The 19,831-nt window shown below is 47.2% G+C and carries 20 protein-coding genes, 1 pseudogene and 1 riboswitch; of the genes and pseudogenes, 6 read left to right on the plus strand and 15 right to left on the minus strand.

Translation table 11 applies throughout. The annotated features are described in order from the left end of the window. Window positions 1-297 precede the first annotated feature (297 nt). On the plus strand, window positions 298-645 hold the full coding sequence (locus tag H9L42_RS15665) for a helix-turn-helix domain-containing protein (protein WP_187304346.1): 348 nt from the start codon (window positions 298-300) through the stop codon (window positions 643-645). Between the two features lie 67 nt (window positions 646-712). Here the strand turns inward: H9L42_RS15665 and H9L42_RS15670 are convergent, their stop codons facing one another. The 3 genes from H9L42_RS15670 to H9L42_RS15680 form a co-directional block, all read right to left on the minus strand. Next, window positions 713-1,519, minus strand: a complete 807-nt coding sequence (locus tag H9L42_RS15670; RefSeq protein WP_283243257.1) for an Rpn family recombination-promoting nuclease/putative transposase — start codon at window positions 1,517-1,519, stop codon at window positions 713-715. Between the two features lie 76 nt (window positions 1,520-1,595). Further along, a complete protein-coding gene (locus H9L42_RS15675; RefSeq protein WP_207735004.1) occupies window positions 1,596-3,272 on the minus strand; it encodes a formate--tetrahydrofolate ligase in 1,677 nt (558 codons plus the stop codon). 58 nt (window positions 3,273-3,330) lie between these two features. Continuing rightward, a riboswitch (ZMP/ZTP riboswitch) is annotated at window positions 3,331-3,413 on the minus strand. 147 nt (window positions 3,414-3,560) lie between these two features. Continuing rightward, window positions 3,561-4,103 (minus strand): Uma2 family endonuclease, encoded by a 543-nt coding sequence (locus tag H9L42_RS15680; protein ID WP_187304348.1) that lies wholly within the window; start codon window positions 4,101-4,103, stop codon window positions 3,561-3,563. 292 nt (window positions 4,104-4,395) lie between these two features. On the opposite strand from H9L42_RS15680, the gene H9L42_RS15685 reads away from it, so the two are divergent. Further along, window positions 4,396-5,478, plus strand: a complete 1,083-nt coding sequence (locus H9L42_RS15685) for a hypothetical protein (protein WP_187304349.1) — start codon at window positions 4,396-4,398, stop codon at window positions 5,476-5,478. Window positions 5,479-5,549: 71 nt separating this feature from the next. Here the strand turns inward: H9L42_RS15685 and H9L42_RS15690 are convergent, their stop codons facing one another. From H9L42_RS15690 to H9L42_RS15710, 5 genes and pseudogenes are all read right to left on the minus strand, one after another. Further along, window positions 5,550-6,206, minus strand: a complete 657-nt coding sequence (locus H9L42_RS15690) for a ribonuclease HII (RefSeq protein WP_187304350.1) — start codon at window positions 6,204-6,206, stop codon at window positions 5,550-5,552. Further along, window positions 6,203-7,039: a ribosome biogenesis GTPase YlqF gene (gene ylqF, locus H9L42_RS15695; RefSeq protein WP_187304351.1), complete on the minus strand. Its 837-nt coding sequence runs from the start codon at window positions 7,037-7,039 to the stop codon at window positions 6,203-6,205. Before ylqF ends, H9L42_RS15690 begins: the two co-directional genes overlap by 4 nt. Before the next feature lie 236 nt (window positions 7,040-7,275). Further along, window positions 7,276-7,605, minus strand: a pseudogene (rplS, locus tag H9L42_RS15700) (50S ribosomal protein L19); the annotation flags it as partial. A gap of 127 nt (window positions 7,606-7,732) precedes the next feature. Next, on the minus strand, window positions 7,733-8,551 hold the full coding sequence (locus tag H9L42_RS15705) for a C40 family peptidase (protein ID WP_187304353.1): 819 nt from the start codon (window positions 8,549-8,551) through the stop codon (window positions 7,733-7,735). Window positions 8,552-8,960: 409 nt separating this feature from the next. Then, window positions 8,961-9,842 (minus strand): tyrosine recombinase, encoded by an 882-nt coding sequence (locus H9L42_RS15710; RefSeq protein ID WP_187304354.1) that lies wholly within the window; start codon window positions 9,840-9,842, stop codon window positions 8,961-8,963. Window positions 9,843-10,018: 176 nt separating this feature from the next. Here H9L42_RS15710 and H9L42_RS15715 point away from each other — a divergent pair, with 176 nt between their 5' ends. Further along, window positions 10,019-10,645, plus strand: coding sequence for a stage II sporulation protein M (locus H9L42_RS15715; protein WP_187304355.1), 627 nt, complete (start codon window positions 10,019-10,021; stop codon window positions 10,643-10,645). On the opposite strand, the gene H9L42_RS15720 is transcribed toward H9L42_RS15715, so the two are convergent. From H9L42_RS15720 to H9L42_RS15735, 4 genes are all read right to left on the minus strand, one after another. Beyond that, window positions 10,614-11,153 carry an NUDIX domain-containing protein gene (locus H9L42_RS15720; RefSeq protein WP_187304356.1) on the minus strand — a complete coding sequence of 180 codons (540 nt, stop codon included), beginning with the start codon at window positions 11,151-11,153 and terminating at the stop codon, window positions 10,614-10,616. The two genes, H9L42_RS15715 and H9L42_RS15720, sit on opposite strands and share 32 nt — an antisense overlap. A gap of 11 nt (window positions 11,154-11,164) precedes the next feature. After that, window positions 11,165-11,968, minus strand: a complete 804-nt coding sequence (gene proC, locus H9L42_RS15725; protein ID WP_187304357.1) for a pyrroline-5-carboxylate reductase — start codon at window positions 11,966-11,968, stop codon at window positions 11,165-11,167. A gap of 7 nt (window positions 11,969-11,975) precedes the next feature. Beyond that, on the minus strand, window positions 11,976-12,773 hold the full coding sequence (proB, locus tag H9L42_RS15730) for a glutamate 5-kinase (protein WP_187304358.1): 798 nt from the start codon (window positions 12,771-12,773) through the stop codon (window positions 11,976-11,978). Window positions 12,774-12,916: 143 nt separating this feature from the next. Continuing rightward, window positions 12,917-13,177: a stage V sporulation protein S gene (locus tag H9L42_RS15735; protein WP_187304359.1), complete on the minus strand. Its 261-nt coding sequence runs from the start codon at window positions 13,175-13,177 to the stop codon at window positions 12,917-12,919. 364 nt (window positions 13,178-13,541) lie between these two features. On the opposite strand from H9L42_RS15735, the gene H9L42_RS15740 reads away from it, so the two are divergent. The 3 genes from H9L42_RS15740 to H9L42_RS15750 are packed head-to-tail and all read left to right on the plus strand — an operon-like array spanning window position 13,542 to window position 16,727. Continuing rightward, complete coding sequence (locus H9L42_RS15740; RefSeq protein ID WP_187304360.1) at window positions 13,542-14,588, plus strand: ribonuclease H-like domain-containing protein; 1,047 nt, start codon at window positions 13,542-13,544, stop codon at window positions 14,586-14,588. Beyond that, entirely contained in the window at window positions 14,558-15,835 is a 1,278-nt protein-coding gene (locus tag H9L42_RS15745; RefSeq protein ID WP_187304361.1) for a glutamate-5-semialdehyde dehydrogenase, read from the plus strand. Before H9L42_RS15740 ends, H9L42_RS15745 begins: the two co-directional genes overlap by 31 nt. A gap of 16 nt (window positions 15,836-15,851) precedes the next feature. Then, entirely contained in the window at window positions 15,852-16,727 is an 876-nt protein-coding gene (locus H9L42_RS15750) for a DUF368 domain-containing protein (protein WP_187304362.1), read from the plus strand. An 82-nt stretch (window positions 16,728-16,809) separates the two neighbouring features. Here the strand turns inward: H9L42_RS15750 and gap are convergent, their stop codons facing one another. From gap to H9L42_RS15765, 3 genes are read right to left on the minus strand one after another with little or no spacing between them, the layout of a single operon-like run. Continuing rightward, window positions 16,810-17,826: a type I glyceraldehyde-3-phosphate dehydrogenase gene (gene gap, locus H9L42_RS15755; RefSeq protein WP_187304363.1), complete on the minus strand. Its 1,017-nt coding sequence runs from the start codon at window positions 17,824-17,826 to the stop codon at window positions 16,810-16,812. A gap of 20 nt (window positions 17,827-17,846) precedes the next feature. Further along, on the minus strand, window positions 17,847-19,547 hold the full coding sequence (ptsP, locus tag H9L42_RS15760) for a phosphoenolpyruvate--protein phosphotransferase (protein ID WP_187304371.1): 1,701 nt from the start codon (window positions 19,545-19,547) through the stop codon (window positions 17,847-17,849). 14 nt (window positions 19,548-19,561) lie between these two features. Further along, window positions 19,562-19,828: an HPr family phosphocarrier protein gene (locus tag H9L42_RS15765; RefSeq protein WP_187304364.1), complete on the minus strand. Its 267-nt coding sequence runs from the start codon at window positions 19,826-19,828 to the stop codon at window positions 19,562-19,564. Window positions 19,829-19,831: the final 3 nt, after the last annotated feature.

Raw genomic sequence — 19,831 nt, forward strand, 5'->3', positions numbered from 1 at the left:
GGACAGACTTCGAATTCATATCAAAATCAACGATGCGAAGCATTATCAGATCGACCAAACAGTTAGACAGCACAATTAAGAAAAAATAGCACATATCGATGCAAAACACAAAAGCTTGCCAACCCAGTATTTCCAAGGGATAACAAGTTTTTTTATCTAATTAACTGTCAAAGATGGGATTTTACCCCAGTGATAAAGGTTTGTCAATTTGTATTACCAAAAATGGTACTTTCAGGTCATTGATGATAATGCAACAGTGCGTTTGATTCGATATAGTAGAAGTTAAGGTGATTTTATATGATAGCAGATCGCATTAAGGAATTGCGGGAGCAGAACAGGTTTACGCAGGTTTCTCTGGCGAAAAAGCTGGGCCTTTCCCGCTCAGCCATCAATGCCTGGGAGATGGGCGTCAGTATCCCTTCTACGCAGTATCTTGTCGAACTCGCCAGGCTGTTTAAAGTATCCACCGATTATCTTCTGGGAATTGACACCCGGGAAACAGTCGACATTTCTCTTCTGAAAAATGAGGAAAAAGAAGTAATTTACGCGCTGATCGAGTACTTTCATAAGTCGGGAAACGCGTTTAAGATGTTGGAGCGACTTGGCTATGTGCCTTTTGACGATGAGGCGCTCGAATCGCTGTAAGCATACAGAAAAAAACAAAACGAACTTCCATTATAAAAGAACCCTTTTCAGAGTCCTTTTTCGGTGTTTAAAGCTTTTCAATTTCCTCAAGCGCCAGTCCTGTAAGTTCCATAATCTCTTCCAGCGGCATTTTTTTCTGTTTCAGTTTTCGCGCCAGTTCCGTCCGTTCTTCGCTGCGGCCCTGTGCAATGCCTCTTTCCATGCCTTCCGCAATGCCTCTGGTTCGGCCTTTCTCCAGACCCTCCGCAAGACCCTCTTCTTTCGCCGTCCGCATGCGAATCGCCTGATCCATCTGGTACATCTCCTTGGACATCCGGTACGCAAACAGCCGGTCATCTTCACTGACCTTCTTCAGTTCTTCATCCGCCATGGCGATCACTTCATCTCCTTTCCCCACCAGCTTCTCTACATAGGCTTCTTTCTCCGGATCTCCGGTGCAGCTCAGGTACGCGCTCAGCGCTTCCAACGGACTCATTTCCTCCGCTTCCTTTTCTTGCCACCGGTATTTCCCCAGTTCCAGTACATGCAGTTGTGCCAGTTCGCTCAGATCGTATCCTGTCTCCCGGCTCTTCATCACAAAGCAGCTGTGAGCCGGTTCGCTGTCCGGAAAGTATCGATCCCGCAGGATCACAATTACGATACTTTTTTTCAGTTTACCATAGTCCTCTCCCTTTTCCAAGCCCCGCACGACCAGTTTACTCAGGTAGTACAGAAAGCGATTCATCAGTTCCCGGGTCGTTCCAATCTGCATCTCGATGTCGATCTGCTCTCCCCGGCTCCGGATTTTAGCTGGTGATTGCTTTTCTAAAGATCGGTTTGATGGCTCACCAGTGAAGCACAGAAAAAGGACTCTTTCGTGAGCCCTTTTCTGCAATCAAAATATTTTCAATTTCCTCCGCTTTCTGCACAATCCGGTTGCCCGGCTGCGACTTCCAAAGCTGCGGAATCCTCTAAAACAATCCTGTAATTTTCCCTGTCTTATCCACATCAATTTTTTCCGCGGCCGGAACCTTCGGAAGTCCCGGCATGGTCATAATATCGCCGGTCAGCGCTACGATGAATCCGGCCCCCGCGGAAACTTTCAGGTTCCGTACGGTTAAGGTAAAGCCCCGAGGCGCGCCCAGCAGAGTCTGGTCATCGGAAAAGCTGTACTGAGTCTTCGCGACGCAGATCGGAAGATCTCCAAATCCCAGCTTTTCAAGCTGCGCCAGCTGCTTTCTCGCTGCCGGCAGAATAGCCACATCATCCGCGCGATAGATTTTCGTCGCGATGGCGCGGATTTTTTCTTCGATGGACAGATCCAGTCCGTAAGCCTGCGTAAAGGAGTTCGGTTCTTCGCAGAGACGCACGACTTCTTCCGCCAGCGCGACGCCGCCTTCTCCGCCCTTGCCCCAGACTTCGCTCAGGGCCACGTTAACTCCCAGCTCTTTACATTTATTTTCCACCAGCGCGAGCTCAGCTTCTGTATCGGTCGGGAAACGGTTGATAGCCACAACTGCTGGCAATCCGTAAACCTTTGTAATGTTTTCCACATGCTGCAGCAGATTTGGAAGTCCCTTTTCCAGAGCCTCCAGATTTTCTTGTCCTAACTCTCCTTTTGCGACGCCGCCATGATGTTTGAGGGCGCGAACCGTCGCCACAATAACAACCGCGGAAGGCTTAATACCTGCCATGCGGCATTTAATATCCAGGAATTTTTCCGCGCCCAGATCCGCGCCAAATCCTGCTTCTGTTACCACATAATCCGCCATTTTCATCGCCATCCGGGTCGCCATGATGGAATTACAGCCGTGGGCGATGTTGGCAAACGGGCCGCCGTGAATGAAGGCGGGTGTATGCTCCAGAGTCTGCACCAGGTTCGGCTTCAGCGCGTCTTTCAGCAGAGCGGCCAGAGCGCCCTGGGCTTTCAGCTGTCCCGCTGTAACCGGCTGGTCGTCATAAGTATATCCCACAATAATTCTGGAAACCCGTTCTTTCAGATCTTCAATATCACTGGCCAGGCAGAGAATCGCCATGATTTCACTGGCAACGGTGATATCAAATCCGTCTTCCCTCGGAGTTCCGTTTGGTTTTCCTCCCAGACCGTCCACAACAAAGCGAAGCTGGCGGTCATTCATGTCCACACAGCGTTTCCAGGTGATCTTCCGCGGATCGATCCCGAGAGAATTTCCCTGTTGAATATGGTTGTCCAGCATAGCGGCAAGCAGGTTGTTGGCCGCTCCGATCGCATGCATATCGCCGGTAAAATGCAGATTGATATCCTCCATCGGCACCACCTGCGCGTAACCGCCTCCCGCCGCGCCGCCTTTAATTCCGAATACCGGACCGAGAGAAGGCTCTCTCAGGGCTACCAGAACACGTTTATCGATTCTTTTCAGCGCGTCTGCAAGGCCGACTGTCGTTGTCGTCTTTCCTTCTCCTGCCGGAGTCGGTGAAATGGCCGTCACCAGAATTACTTTTCCGTCCGGAGCATCCTTCTTTTCTTCTAAAAGATTATAATCCACCTTTGCTTTATAATTTCCATAAAGTTCAATGTACTTTTCATCCAGGCCCGCTGATTTAGCAATCTCCCGGATATCTTTCATCTCTGTTTCCTGCGCAATCTGAATGTCGCTTTTCACTTCCATATTTCGCTCTCCTTTTTCTAATGTTTCTTTTCAAAATGCAAAAAAGCCTGACTGTCCGGACAAATGCCCAGACGGCCGGCTCGCTTCCATTATACTTCATGTGGTCAATTCCACTTTTATCCGTCAGTCGTATAACAGTTTAATGATACCATTCCTGTTTTTTTTAATCAAGAACTTTATCCCAATTCGACAGGATCTTTCCTGCCTCCCACGCCCCTCCCTCGCGGCTTTTTTGTAAATTCCATGTTTAAGAACTAGTGTTCAAATTTCAACGTAAAAAAAGTTTGATTACAATATGTTATTCAATTTTATCTTCAAATCTCCATCATAAATCCCAACCGAAATTTCATCAGAAAACGAATAGGCGCTGACATCATCTTTATCGAACTCATATACCATCACTTGATTTTTGTCAGGATCTACGATCCAATATTCTTTTACTCCTGACATCCGGTATTTGAATAATTTTGTAAAATAGTCCATCTTCCTACTGCTCGGCGATACAATCTCAATCACCCAGTCAGGCGCTCCGTTGCAACCACGGTCATCCAGTTTAGATTCGTCACAGATAACGCTAATATCTGGCTCTACATAAGTTCGGTCGTCTTCGTTGAGAAAGACTGCAAATGGAGCCGGGTATATTTTACAATTCCCATTCTTATTACGAATAAAATTCCCAATTTCCAAATGCAAAAACGATACCAACTCTTGATGCTTTCTTCCAGGTGGAGTCATCATATACATCTCGCCGTCAATTAACTCAGCCCGTGTTCCATCCGACAAAGCATAAATATCATCAACGGTATATAATTTTTCCTTCGGTAATGCCATAAATCCTCCCTCCTCTTTTCGAAAATTATATCATGATAGCAATTACAAAACAATCCAGATCTTACATTGGAACTCATACATATGCCGAAACAATTAAACCTCCTCCGATACTTAACATGATTATATCCCTATTTTCTTTAATATCTTCCCCAACCTTTATAAACACATTCCTTTCTCCTTAGGATATGTAAATTTCATGTTAATTCTAATATTTCCCTATACATTCATCATTTTTTTCTGCTAAAATAAAGTCATCTTAAGTTTATAATTTCAGTAAAGGGCATTACAGAGAATGAAGAAAAGAGAGATAAAAAAAGGTGTAGTGTTCTTATTGTGTGTAATTCTTGTTTTTATTTATATCAACATTATATTCTCCTTTCCTTCCGGAGAGGCGGCAGACGGGTCCAAGGAAAAGTGGAATACGTTCTATGCCATGGAAGAAGATACGCTGGATGCAGTTTATCTTGGAACCAGTTCCGTTGATCGTTACTGGATTTCCCCGCAGGCATGGAAGGAAACCGGAATGGCGGTTTATCCCTTCGCGATTTCCAGCATTTCCTCTGTGTTTCTTCAGCCTATGATGGAGGAGGTCCTAAAAACTCAGGACGTTCAGCTATTTATTATTGACATCCGAACCTTTACAAATGATGCCGACGACATCACCGATACACGCATGCGCCGGGTCACGGACAACATGAAGTGGTCCTCCACAAAGCTGGAGGCATTGGAAGAAGGGTTCGAGTACGCGTCTTATGGAAGTAATGATATTGACAGTGATGATTTATCCTGGTATATTCCTTTCCTTAAATATCACCAGAGGTGGAACGCGGATTTGAATCTTGACGATCTGATTTCCATTTATCCAACTACCGATTACGGAGGCTACGCGGCCTACCAGCCGAAGGTCTTTACTTCTGTGCCTCAAAAAAATCCCAATATGTCCACAAAGAAGATGGATCTGGAAGAAGAAAGCGCTTTGGAGCTGGCGGAGCTTCTGGAGTACTGCGACACATTAGACTGTCAGATTCTCTTTGTGGACGCGCCCTATGTTATGACAAAAGAACAGAGAGAAAAATCCAATACCATCGCTTCGGTTATTAAAGACGCCGGATATCCTCTGCTGGAATTCAACACCGAAGAATACTATGAAAAGCTGGATCTGGATTTTTCCCGGGATTATTACGATAAAAGACATGTTAATTATCTGGGCGCGGTCAAATATACCCGGGTATTCAGCCGCTACCTGGAAAAAAACTATAATCTGGAAGAATATCAAAACGCGGAAGATCCGGATTACTGGAGTACCGCCTATGACAAGCTGACTGATAAAATCCGGGAATCCGGACAGGAGCTTCTGTCTGCGAGCCGCAAGTAGGCCTCCCGCCGGAGGCGCAGCAAAGAAAAAAAGCCCTGTTTTCCACATAGGAAGACACGGGCTTTTTGGTTTTAGAGGTTTTTCAGAAAGGTTTTTCGGTGGATGGGGCATACTCCCCTAGTCCGCAGGCCTTCATAATGAGCTTTTGTCCCGTACCCTTTATTCTTTTCGAATCCATAGCCCGGATACTGAGCCGCGAATTCCACCATCATCCGATCCCGTGTAACCTTCGCCAAAATGGAAGCAGCGGCAATCGAAAGGCTTTTGCTGTCCCCTTTTATTACGTTTGTCTGGGGAATGGAGATATCCTCAATTGTCATAGCGTCAAACAGGATATGATCCAGCTTCATCCCCTTCGCCGCCAGTTTGCGAGAAGCCTCTGACACCGCCTGACGCATTGCTTCTCTGGCAGCCTGCAGAATATTGATCTCATCGATTTTTTCGTGATCCACAATCCCGATTCCCCAGGCCAGCGCAGTCTCTTTTATAATCGGATACATCGCTTCTCGTCTCTTTTCCGTCAGCTTTTTGGAATCATCGATCCCCGGCACATCAAAATCCCGGGGAAGCACAACTGCCGCCGCCACAACCGGACCTGCCAGCGGGCCCCTCCCCGCTTCATCCACGCCCGCGATGCACGCCGCCTCTTCTCCGCAGATTTCTTTTTCAAACTGTTTCATTTCTTCAAGACGCTGCCGCTGAAATAGTTCCCGTTCTTTCTTATTCATTTGACTTTCTCCAACGTAATTTTTCCGATTTTTCCGGACCGGAACTCGTCCAGTACCACTCTCGCGATCCGCTCATAATCGATTTTTTTCCCCGGAAGGATGCATCCCCGTTTCCGCGCCGCGGCCTCCATCGTTTCCAACGGAGTCTGTGGCAGCTCTTCCAGCTTATACCGTTGCGCCAGAAGCTCCGGATAGTCCCTCTGAAGCAGAGAAATCAATTCCAGGGCCAAACTGGCCACATCCAGAATTTCGTCCTTGATAGAGCCACAGAAAGCCAGATTAAGGCCTACCTCGGGATCCTCAAATTTAGGCCACAGGATCCCCGGGGTATCCAAAAGCTGCATGTTGCCTGGAAGGCTGAGCCACTGCTTTCCCTTTGTCACTCCCGGCCGGTCTCCGGTCTGGGTGCTTTTTCTTCCAGTCAGACGGTTGATCAGAGAAGATTTCCCCACATTGGGAACGCCTACGATCATCAGGCGGTAAGGCTTTTTTCTCGCCTGTCCCCGGTTCTTTTCTTCCTGCAGATTTTCCAGCCGCTTCAGCAGCCGGACCGTTCCCTCCCCCGACATGCAATTTGTCGTCAGCGAAAGAAATCCCTGCCGCTGAAACTCCTCGGCCCACGCTTTTGTTGCCTCATTGTCGGCAAGATCGCTCTTATTAAAAACCAAAATTCTTTTTTTTCCTTTTACTAGTTCATCAATGATAGGATTCCTGCTGGATCTGGGAATTCTGGCGTCGATTACTTCCAAAACCGCGTCTACCAGCTTTAAATTCTCCTGTATCAGTTCCCGGGTTTTTTTCATATGACCCGGATACCAGTTAATATGTTCCATCCTTTTTCCTCTCCTCAGCCGCTAAGACAAAAAGAGGAACCTTTTGGGTTCCTCTTGCCGCATTCAAAAGATTATTCTTCTGTCTTTTCCTCTGCCGCAGGCGCGTCTGCTTCCGCGGGTACTTCGGCTTCGGCTGCTGCCTTTTCAGCCTCAGCGGCTTTTGCCGCTGCTTCCGCGTCTGCCGCCGCCTTTGCTTCCGCGATTGCCGCCAGCTGTTCTTCGCTGTACTCCTTCGCCTTAATCTTAGCAGATTTACCAGTTCTTTCACGCATATAGTGAAGTTTTGCTCTTCTGACATCGCCTCTTCTCACAACTTCGATTTTTTCAACCAGTGGTGAATGAATCGGGAATGTCTTTTCAACGCCTACGCCGGAAGCGATTCTTCTTACTGTGAAAGTTTCGCTGATTCCGCCGTTCTGCTTTTTCAGTACAAATCCTTCAAAAACCTGAATCCTCTCTCTGGATCCTTCTTTAATTTTAATGTGCACTCTTACAGTGTCTCCCACATTAAACGCAGGGATATCTGTCTTAAGGTAATCCTGTACAATTGACTGCATTACATTCATTGCTTGTTTCCTCCTTCCCTCCAAGACGTTCGTGGTGCCTTTCCCGCATCCAGAGGACCGCCCGTAATAACATCAAACATTTTAGCATGGAAGGACGTTTAATGCAAGGAAATTTTTTATTTTTTCCTTATTCCACAACTCGAATGATTGCCGCCACTCTGGTTCCTGAATTATGCAGCTGTCTGACGCTCTGGGAAACAACCCCTTTCCGCGCGTTAGCCGCGTGGATCAGTTTTCCCTTTCCGGAGTAGATTCCGGCGTGGCTGTAGCTGCCGCCGTTTGTAAAAAGCAGAATATCTCCGGCTTTTGCCTTTTTCAGACTCTTAATGGAAGAGCCCACCTTATACTTCTTCAAAGACTGGCTCAGCCCTGCAGAAGACGTCCTCGCGACCTTCTTCTTTGTATCTACATCCGAAGTTTTGTATACCCAGTAGACAAAGCCGCTGCAGTCAAAGGCCTTTGGCCCCGACGCGCCCGCTCTGTAACTGGCGCCGATCTTTTTTCTTGCCTTCGCGACGACCTTCTGACCGTCGCTTTTCTGTGTCTTCCGCTTCACTGTCTTCGAAAAACGGCTGTAATACGCTTTTCCATCCTGTTTGATGACAGTACGAATCTTGTAACGGTAACGCGTATCCGCCCTCAGTCCCCTGCTTTTAAAGCTGGTTTTACTGGTGGTTCCGATTTTGCGGTAGGTTTTCTTTTTAAAAGAATACCTGTAAATTTCATAGCCGGACGCGCCGGACGCTTTTTTCCACGTCAGTTTTATGGTTTCCGAGTTAAGCGCTTTGCTCTTTACTCCGGTCGGCGCCGCGGGCCGCGGCACCGCAGTTTTCTGCTGCTCTGCCTGACCTTGAGATTCTGTCGCCGTGTGACCATGTGCAGGAAAGCAGAATATGCCCGCCATGATTGTTAATGTTACCGCACAGGTTACAATTTTTTTCCTCATAAAAGCCTCTCTTTGTTCCTTTTTCCAGCTTTTATTGAATAACACGGGTAACACTATACCATCGTTTATGCAAAAAGTCAAATTGTTCCCTATCCCTTGCTATCACTAGTATGCAGTATTATTTTTGCGAAAACTGGGAAAAATTTCTTTTAAAAAACCCTTATTTTTTTAATTTATCTGTTTCAATATTCCTTGAAAGCCTTGGTTTTACTGATAATTTGTTTTTCTTCGACAATATCCCTTCTTTTTCTCTTATTAATTTAATTGTATTTCCATGTTTTTTTATAACTAGTTTGCTGTACATCTCCATTTTATGTTTGAATAATCTTTCATACTATATGCATTTTTATTCACTTTTTTTAAGATTCAAAACATAGATAACACTCAAAAAGAAAAAAATAAACTCATCCTATGCCCTCGGATGAGTTTTATCATATACATCTTTAATTCGGTTTTTTGTAACAGACAGATAAACCTCCGTAGCGGAAAGATCCTCATGCCCCATCAATTCCTGCAGAGACTTGAGATCCGCCCCGTTCTGGAGCATATGAACCGCAAAAGAATTTCTTATAATATTGGGGGTCAGCTTTTCCTCGAGCCCTGCCTTTTTCCCATATTCTTTTAAAATTTTCCATAGCCCCTGCCGCGTGATCCTCTGTCCGTGATAATTCACAAAAAGAGCCGGTTCCTCCTTATTTTCTCTCAGGAGCTGATCTCTGGCCTCATAAATATAATTTTCAAGAGCAGCTCGCGCCGGACGCCCGATCGGAATAATCCGCGCTCTGCGCTGATCTGCCGCGCAAGTAATAAAGCCCATTCGCAGGTTGATATCTTCTACATTTGTATCAATCAACTCGCTGACCCGGATCCCTGTAGCGTATAAAAGCTCCAGAACCGCGCTGTCCCTAGTCCCCTTCAGGCTTTTATCCGGAAGAGCCAGCAGTCGGTTTGTTTCTTCCATTGTTAAAAATTCCAGTTCCTTACGTTCGATTTTGGGGGATTTTATATTGTGGGCGGGGTTTTCATGGATCTCTTCTCTAGCCTGCAGATAATTGTAAAACGCGCGTATGGACGCTAGCTTGCGGTTTACCGTAGCCGCTGATTTTCCCGTGTTTTTCAGCTTCAGTAAGAAAGCGACAACTTCCGTCCCCTGAGTCTGCCGCAAATCCGAAATTCCCCTTGCCTCTTCAAAAGCCGCAAATTCCAGAACATCCCGCTTATAGGCTTCCAGCGTATTTTTTGCCATCTTTTTCTCATTTTTTAAATAATCAAAGAACTGTTCCAGGAGCATTCCTCTATATCCCTCCTCGCACTCACACAGCCACATATACATTTCCATTATAATCCATAGACTTGTCGGTTACAATGCCATTTTGGCGAATCCCACTATTTTTTAACGAAGAAAAGTTCCTGTAATAATAGATAGTTTACGCACATAAGTTAGCTAAGTAGAAGGAGGCACATAAGATGAAACGATTTCAAAGAAACCAGATGCATATGCTGAGTCAGTCTATATCACTGGCCGCGGGAAGCGGGAAGACGCTCCTGCTCTCTGTCTTTTTCTTCCTTACGGGAATATCCACCGGAATTTTCCTGGAACTGACTATGGGGGCCGGAGAAAAAAGCAATATCGCGGGATACCTTCAGCAATATCTCTATATGGATCAAGGGGCTATGGAATATCCCAACCCGTTTTTTTCATCCCTTTCAAACAACCTGTTTCTCCTGCTGATTATCTTTCTTTCCGGCCTGTCAGCACTGGGTTTTCCTGTAGCCCTTGCCGCTCTTACCTATAAGGGAATGGCACTGGGTTTTTGTACAGGCCTGATCGCGGAAACGTTAAAAGATCAGGGGCTGCTTGTGATTCTTACCTCTCTTGTGCCTCAGAATTTGTTCCTGCTGCCGGCTTTTATACTGGCGTCTGCCGCCGCGGTGAACTACGCGCTTCTCTCTCTTGCAAAAAAACGCGCAGCAAAAAGGAACCTGAGAGAATTCTCCGGTTCCTATCTGTGCGTCACCCTCCTGTTAGCCGCTGTCATCGCCCTTGGCTGCGGCCTTGAGGCTATTTTATATCCAGTTGTTCTTTCGCCATAAAAACGGCGGCAATGGTCTTGGCGTCCACCAGCTTGCCGGAAGCTGCCATTTTATAGGCTTCGCCAAAATCGTACTCCACAAGCTCCAAAGCTTCATCCTCATCCGGATCTGCTTCTCCCGGTATCAGCCCCGTAGCCGCGTACAGATGGATTACCTCCTCTGTATAAGCTACACTGGGGTTTATACTTCCCATATAATGGAAATGTTCCGCCGTATATCCGGTTTCTTCTTTTAATTCTCTGCGGGCGGTCTCTTCCGGGTTTGTTTCTCCCTTATCGATCTTTCCCGCCGGAATTTCCAGAAGGACCTTCCCGCTGGGGTAGCGGAACTGTTTTACCATCACTAATTTTCCTTCTTTTGTAATTGGAACAATGGCTACCGCTCCGTTATGCTCAACAATCTCCCGATAGGCAGTTCCACCCGGAACGGTCACTGTATCTCTTCTCAGGTTTAAAATAGCCCCTTCATAAATTCTCTGGCTGCTGATTCGTTTTTCTTCAAAGATCATAATTCCTCCTGCTACTTTGTCATAGATTTGGACTTGTCCACCGCGGCCTGGAATCCTTCCTGCACCTTTTCTTCAAATCCGTTTTCAAAGAGACAGTTTACCGCTTCGATGGTCGTTCCTCCCGGCGAGCAGACATTAATTCTCAGCTGTTCTGCGCTGAGATCACTTTCCAGCACCATTTTGGCGGCTCCCAGTACAGCCTGAGCCGCGAAAACTCTCGCCTTAGACGCCTCCATGCCATTTGCCTGAGCCGCCTTTATCAGGGCCTCTATATACATATAGGTATAGGCCGGACTGCTTCCGCTCACTCCGATCACGCAATGCAATAAAGATTCTTCAACCTCCATTGCCCTGCCAATCGAATTGAAAATCGCGAGAGCATGTCCAAAATCATCTTCCCCTACGTTTCCGTTCCGGCAGATCGCGGTCATGGCTTCTCCCACCTGGGCCGGCGTATTTGGCATAATCCGTATGATCTTTTTATCCGCGCCCAGATACCCCTCGATCAGAGAAATACGGATACCCGCGGCCATAGAAATAATCAATTGATCGGTTGTGCATACATCCGCGATTTCCGGAAGAAGCGTTTCAAAGAGATTTGGTTTTACTCCCAAAATCACAATATCGCTTTTTTCCACCAGTTCTGTCTCCCTGCCGCAGGCTGTAACAGCGGGAAACGCCTCTTCAAGGCCGCTTCGAACTTCTTCCTTTTTATCGTAAACGAAAATTTTATCACCGTTTCTTTCCGCGAAAGGAGCATACCCTTTTAAGATCGCTCCACCCATGTTTCCTGCGCCTATAAAACCAATTTTCATCTTTCCTCTACCTCCCTGTAAACACGGTCCCTGTTTCTTCCTGATTCAGCGCCTTTTTTATAATATCCGGCTTTTTACCGTTAAGCAGTATCATAGGAATCCCGTACTGGTTCACAAGACGGGCCGCTTCGATTTTGGTCGCGATTCCGCCTGTTCCAAAACTGCTTTTCTCCCCGATATCAATGGTTTTCAGCAGTTGATCGATATCCGCGACTTCTTCGATCAGTTTCGCGTCCTGGCGGTTCTTCGGGTCCTTGTCGTATACCCCGTCAATATCGCTGAGGATAATGAGAAGATCCGCGTTCCACAGATTAGCTGTGTGGGCGCTGAGGGTATCGTTATCTCCGATTTTAATTTCATCTACACTCACACTGTCGTTTTCATTAATCACCGGGACAACGCCTTCATCAACCAGTGTAAATAAAGCGTTGCGGATATTCAGCGTCCGGTGCGGCTCTTTAAAATCACCGCTGGTTAAAAGAATCTGCCCCACATGAATATCGTAATCGGCAAAATACTCCTTGTACGCCATCATCAGCTCTACCTGTCCAATGGCGCACAGGGCCTGCTTATAGTTCATATCGCCTCTGCGGCTCCATTTATTAATCGCTCCAACGCCGCAGATTCCCGCGCCTGAAGAGACCATAATGACCTGCTTGTTTTTCTTCATCAGATCGCTGGCCTGTTCTACAATATTATGGAGTACCTCCCGGTTTACGGCACCGTGATCATCCGAAAGAACATTGCTTCCGACCTTAATCACAATCTTGCGGCTTTCTTTTATTCGTTCGCTGATTGCGTCCATTCTTCTCTCGTCCTTTCTTCTTAGTATATATGACGGTATCAGTATACGATAAATTCAGAAAAGCCGCAATAGATAAAGTCCCCCTCCAATCAAAAGGCAGAAAAAAGTTTTACAGCTGCAGACAGCTGTATGTAAGCTTTCGCCTAACGAGGTTCTACGATCAGTTTGATCGCGGTTCGTTCTTCTCCTTCGATTTCAATGTCAGTAAAAGCGGGAACCGTTACGAGGTCAATCCCGCTTGGCGCCACAAAGCCCCTGGCGATGGCAATAGCCTTTACCGCCTGATTGAGCGCTCCTGCTCCAATCGACTGAATCTCTGCTCCGCCCTTTTCTCTCAATACTCCTGCAAGTGCTCCTGCCACCGAATTCGGATTTGATTTTGCTGATACTTTTAAAACTTCCACGTATACGTCCTCCTTAATCTCATTGATCATTTACGCTTCCCTTCCGGGTTTTTCAAAACTTCTGTGAGGCTGTGCCTCCTGTATCAATTATATAATCCAAAAATGCCATTTTATAGCAAAAAAATACGACAAATTCCCTCAAAAATTTCTTTTTTCTAAAATTTTAAGACAACCCCTTGATTTTTTTGACATGAGCGGCTATAATCAAATTGTGGTTATCCCCCTGATAACCTCATTAATCTCTAATCCCAATACCCCTTTTGAACAAAACAGACTGCTCCCCTGCAGTCTGTTTTGTTTTTTGTAACTGTTTCCCGACGGAATATTATATGGTATAATTCTACTACTGAGGAAAGAAACCATTATGGAACACATTACCAATCAACTGACAGCGAAATTATATACATCACGGGCGTTTCGATTTTATTTCGGAGATATGAAGCTGGCAGCCGCTGATATTGAGACAACCGGTCTCAGCCCCCGCAGCAGCCGCTTTGTCCTTGGCGGCCTTCTGCTCCCTTCGGCGCCGCAGGAAACTCAGGCAGAGGGAACCCTGCGGGTACATCAGTTCTTCGCCGAGACCCTGGAGCAGGAGCAGGAAACCCTGTCCGCGTATTTGTCCGCGCTGAAAAAATCGGATGTGCTCCTTACTTATAACGGACAGCGCTTTGATCTGCCCTTTCTCAAAGGACGTGCCGGAGAAGCGGCGAAGCAGCTTCCCTTTAATCTGGATCTCTTTCTTCTTGTCAAAAACTACTCCCCTATTCGGAAGTTTCTTCCCAATCTGAAGCAGAAAACAGTGGAAAATTATATGGGACTCTGGAGCAGCCGAAAAGATGAGATTTCGGGAAAAGAAAGCGTGGAGCTTTATTATCGTTATCTTGCGGAAGGAGATCCTTCTGTTAAAAGAACCATCCTTCTCCATAATCACGATGATATTGTCCAGCTTTATCGTCTCCTTCCGGTACTGGAAAAAATGGATCTGCACCGGGCCATGTATCACATGGGCTTTCCGATCCGCGCAAAAGCTTCCGAGATTTCCAATCTGGCCGTAGAAAAAGTTCAACTGTCTGGAAACGAGCTGAATGTCTCCGGACGCCAGGGCGCGAAAACCGTTTCCTACCATTGTTTTGAGCATGAAGGAATTCCTTGCTTCGCAGTATTCAAACCCGATTCGAAAACATTCCGAATTTCCCTGCCGCTGCTCCGGCAGGCAGGTCTTACGTTGGTGGATCTGCGAGCCATGCGGATGGATACAGAGCCGTTCCATAAGTATCCTTCCTGCCAGGAAGGCTTTCTGATTTTGGAGAACGGGGGAGAAAAAAATTATCTGGAAATCAATCATTTTATAAAAGCGTTTTTAGAAAGGATGTTAAATCAATGGATTACAAAAAAACAGCAGCAGCGATAAAAGCCGACAGCTTTAAAATGGCTTCTCTTTCAAGGAAAACCCGTGACCTGGCTCTGCAGGCCATGATCGATACGCTTTCCGCCCACAAAGACGAAATTTTTGCCGCTAACGAAGAAGATCTCAAGCAAGCGGCTTTGGATCAGCTTCCCATGCCAATTCAGAACCGGCTCAAATTCGACGATCACAAGCTTTCTGACTGTATCAGCGGAATGAAAGATCTCATTGCTATGGAAGATCCTCTTTTTCAGGAACTGCTGAAAAGAAAACTGGATGATGATCTAACCCTGATTAAGACCACCTGTCCCATTGGCGTAATTGGCGTGATTTTCGAATCCCGTCCCGACGCGCTGGTTCAGATTTCCTCCCTTTGTGTAAAAAGCGGTAACTGCGCGATTTTGAAAGGCGGCAGTGAGGCTGCCCGAACCAACCGGATTCTCTTCGATCTGCTTTACAAGGCCGGAACCCAGGCTGGACTGCCCAAAGGCTTTGCCGCGCTTATCGAAGACCGGGCTGGTATCGATGAACTTCTAAAATGCCACGAATCGGTGGATCTGATTATACCAAGAGGCTCCAACCAGTTTGTTCAGTACATTATGGCAAATTCCAAAATTCCGGTTATGGGGCACGCGGACGGAATCTGTCACGTCTATGTGGATAAGGACGCGGATCTCCAAAAGGCAGTTCCAATCGTAATCGATTCCAAAACGCAATACGCGGCCGCCTGCAATGCCGCGGAAACCCTTCTGGTGCACCGGGCTGCGGCAGATGACTTTCTTCCGGCGCTGGCAGAGGCTGCAGGCTCCTCCATTGAGTTTCGGGGAGACACAGCTTCCCAAGCTCTCATGGCCTGTACCCCGGCCAAAGATTCGGATTTTGAAACCGAATATCTGGATACGATTCTATCCGTTAAAATCGTAGATTCTCTGCAAGACGCCGTAGATCATATCAACCATTACGGCTCCCATCATACGGATTGCATTATCACAGAGAATCCCGAGACCGCGCAGCGATTTATGTCCGATGTGGATTCAGCAGGAGTATATCAGAACTGCTCTACCCGTTTTGCGGATGGCTTCCGCTATGGGTTTGGCGCGGAAGTAGGGATCAGTACCGGAAAGCTTCACGCCCGGGGTCCTGTTGGACTTGACGGACTTGTCACCTATAAATACAAGCTTTTCGGAAACGGCCAGATCGTTTCTGACTACGCTTCCGGAGCGCGCAGTTTCAAATTTGAGGATATAAAATAAAAGAAGGGAATTAGCAATGAGTTGGATAAAACGAATTTTATACGGGGTTCTGATTGGAGTCGCCTCCATCGCCCCCGGCATATCGGGGGGAACCATCGCCATTGCCCTGGGTTTTTATGAAAGCCTGATTAACGCGGTGGCCGATCTGCTAAAGCATTTTAAAAAGAATTTTCTGTATCTGCTTCCCTATGGAATCGGCGCTCTGGTCAGTATGGCAGCACTGTCCGTTGTGATCAACTTCTTTTTTATCCGTTTTCCGCTGCCGACCAGCACACTTTTTATCGGATTTATCCTGGGGACCCTGCCTTTTATCCGCGGTAAATTCCGCCAAAGTCTCGAAATGACCCATGAAGGCAGACGAAAAGCTTCCCATGTAATCACCATGGCGATCTTTTTCCTCATTGTCCTGATTCCGTTGTTTTTTAAAGGAAGCATTGGTCAGGTCAATCTGTCCGGCGATTTTCTGTCCGTCCTAAGCCTTGTGGGAGTGGGCGTCATTGCGGCGGCTACCCTTGTAATCCCCGGGTTGTCCGGAACCATGATCTTAACTGCCATCGGATATTATAAGCCTTTGCTTTCCATTGCCAGCACCTTTGTTACCGCCCTGGTCAGCCTGAATCTGTCCGCGGCCCTGGAGCAACTGATCTTCATCGTGCCGCTGGGAATCGGCGTGATCGCCGGCGCCTTTCTTTTGGCAAAGCTGGTCAGCTTTCTGTTCCGGACCATACCTTCTTATGTATATGCGGCAATTACCGGTCTGATTATCGCGACACCCATCGTCATGCTGGCGGATATCAATCCCGCGCGTATTTCCGTGCTTTCGGTTCTCTGCGCGATTGTTACCCTGGCAGCAGGACTCCTATTGATTCATTTTCTGGGAGAAGAAGAATAAGCTGCCTCTTCTCCTGATTAAAAAAGCGGAACAAACTGCCTTCTAACAGGCGGTATGTTCCGCTTTTTATTCATTCCGCTGTTTACAGCAGCGTCGCCATATGCCCCAGGGTCCGAACCAACTGGGAAACATAACTCATCTCATTATCATACCAGGCTACCACCCTTACTTCGTAAATCTTCGTTCCACATCTCTGTGCCAAAGTTTGAGTCGCGTCAAAAAGGGAGCCGTAACTCATACCGATTACATCGCTGGATACAATCTGCTCTTCCGTATAGCCAAAGGATTCATTGGCTTCTTTTTTCATAGCTTCATTCAGCCCTTCCACACTTACCGATTCGGTCTCATCCTTTAGTGTGGCATCCAGGATCGTAATAGAGCCGGATGGAACCGGAACTCTCTGCGCGGACCCGATCAGCTTTCCCGCCAGTTCCGGAATAACAAGCCCGATAGCCTTGGCCGCGCCGGTACTGTTCGGCACGATATTCACCGCTCCGGCCCTTGCCCTGCGGAAGTCGCCCTTTCTGTGAGGTCCGTCCAGAATCATCTGATCTCCGGTATAAGCATGAATCGTCGTCATAAACCCAGTACGCAGTTCCCGGTAGTCATTCAGGGCCTTTGCCATTGGCGCCAGACAATTGGTTGTACAAGACGCTCCGGAAACAATATTATCCTCCTTTTTCAGAGTTTCATGGTTTACCCCGTAAACGATGGTCGGCAGATCGTTGCCCGCAGGCGCGGAAATGAGAACCTTTTTCGCTCCCGCGTCGATATGTGCCTGGGATTTTGCTTTGGAAGCGAAGAACCCGGTACATTCCAGCACAATATCTACTTCCAGCTCATTCCATGGAAGCTTTGAAGGATCTGCTTCTTTATAAATACGGATCCGTTTTCCATCGACGGTAATCGATTCATCATCGTGCTCCACGCTGTGATCCCGATACGCTCCCTGCACACTATCATATTTTAAAAGGTACGCCAGCATCTCCGGCTTTGTCAGATCGTTAATAGCCACAACCTCATAACGGTCATCCGCGAATACCTTGCGGAAAGTCAGTCTTCCGATTCTTCCAAACCCGTTAATCGCAATTTTAATCATCTTTCTTCCTCCTTATGAATTTATTCAACTTTGCTTCGTAAAAGCCTCTCCACCGCATCTGCGGTTTCCAGGTTCATAACTTCTTTCGCGACAGATGCCGCCGATTCTTTTGTCCACTTTGAAATCTGGTATCTGGTTGCCAGCACGGACGTTGGACTTACGCTGAATTCTTCCAGTCCAAAATCCAGCAGCAATGGTATCAGGAGCGGATCGGCCGCTGCCTCTCCGCACATTCCTACCGGAATTCCCGCGTTTTTCGCGCACCGGATGATATGGCGAATCGAACGGAGCACCGCGGGATCATATGGCTTGTTCAGATAGGCCACCTGCGGATTACCTCGATCCGCAGCCATGGTATATTGCGTCAAGTCATTGGTGCCAATGCTGAAGAAATCGCTTTCCCGAGCCAGCAGATCCGCCACCAGACTTGCGGCCGGTGTTTCCACCATGATTCCCACCTGTATGCCGTGATCATATTCGATACCGCTTTTCTCAAGTTCTGCCGCGATTTTTTTAACCTTTTCTTTGACGGCTCGAACTTCTGCTACCGTTGTAACCAACGGAACCATAATCTTCAGATTTCCGAAGGCGCTGGCCCTTAAAATCGCCCGCAGCTGTGTTTCATAAAGCTCTTCATGACTCAGGCAGTACCGAACAGCCCGAAATCCCAAAAATGGATTCTCTTCCTTCTCCATTTCCAAATAAGGGATTCCCTTATCGCCGCCTACATCTAAAGTCCTAATAATCACCGGTTTTCCGTTGAAAATCTCCGCAGCTTTTTTATAGGCTTCGAACTGTTCTTCCTCGGAAGGAGCTGACGGCTTATCCATAAACAGAAATTCTGTACGGAAAAGGCCAATTCCCTCACCGTCTTTTTGCGCCGCGGTAATCGCGTCCTTCACATTTCCAATATTGCAGAACACTTCTTTTGTCTCGTTGTCCGCGGTTACAGTCGCCCGGCCTATGTATCCCCGCAGAATTTCCTTTTCCGTTTCATAGGCCTGTTTCTGTTGCCGATAGCGTGTTTCTTCTTCCGGTTGAGGATTCGGCAGCACCAGTCCCTGGCTTCCATCTACAATGACTGGCTCTCCGTCTTTCAGAGCGTTCAAGGCGCCCTCCGCGCTTAAGACCGCCGGAATCTCCATAGCCTTTGCCAGAATTGCGGAATGAGAAGTCTTTCCTCCCTTTTCTGTTACAATTCCCACTACATGTTCCTTTTTCATTTCCGCGGTCATAGAAGGGGTCAGATCCTCGGTTACCAGAACGCTTTCCGGCGGAATCTCCGCCAGGCTCTTTTCCTCTGCTCCCAGAAGAATTCTCAGCATACGCTTTTTAATATCCGCTACATCCGTGGCCCTCTGACGAGTCAGTTCGTCATCAACTCCTGAAAACAACGCAATAAATTGGTTAAGGACTTCCTCGCAGGCGGCTTCCGCACTGGCGCCGCTCTGTATCTTCTCTTCCATCTGAGAAATCATATACGGATCCTTCAGCATCTGAATATGACCTCTGATTATTTCCGCGTCTTTTGGTTTGACAGATTTGGCAATGGATTCCGCCAGCTGCTCGGTCCGCCGGCAGAATGTGTCTACCGCCTGGTGAAGGCGCTGCAGCTCTTTTGACGCATCCTCCGCCGTGGCTTCATAGGTCAGCTGTTCCTCTTTAATCACATATGCTTTGCCAATTCCGATTCCGTCGGATACGGCAATCCCCTTCAGCATGTTTCTCACCTCGTTTACTCTTCTCCAAAACCGGATTCTATCATTTTAGTGGCTTCCGCGAGAGCAGCCTCTTCATCCTCACCATCACACACGATTTTGATTTCCGCGCCGAATTTGATGCAGGCCGCAATAAGGTTCATTACACTCTTTGCGTTCACTTCCATATTATTGAATTCAATTTTTACATCGCTGCTGTATTTGGCCATCGCGTTGGCGAAATTGGTGGCCGGTCTCATGTGAAAACCTTCTGAATTTGTGACTTTCAGTTCTTTTGATACCATGAC

Source organism: Zhenpiania hominis (assembly GCF_014333425.1).
Lineage (GTDB): Bacteria > Bacillota > Clostridia > Peptostreptococcales > Anaerovoracaceae > Hominibacterium > Hominibacterium hominis.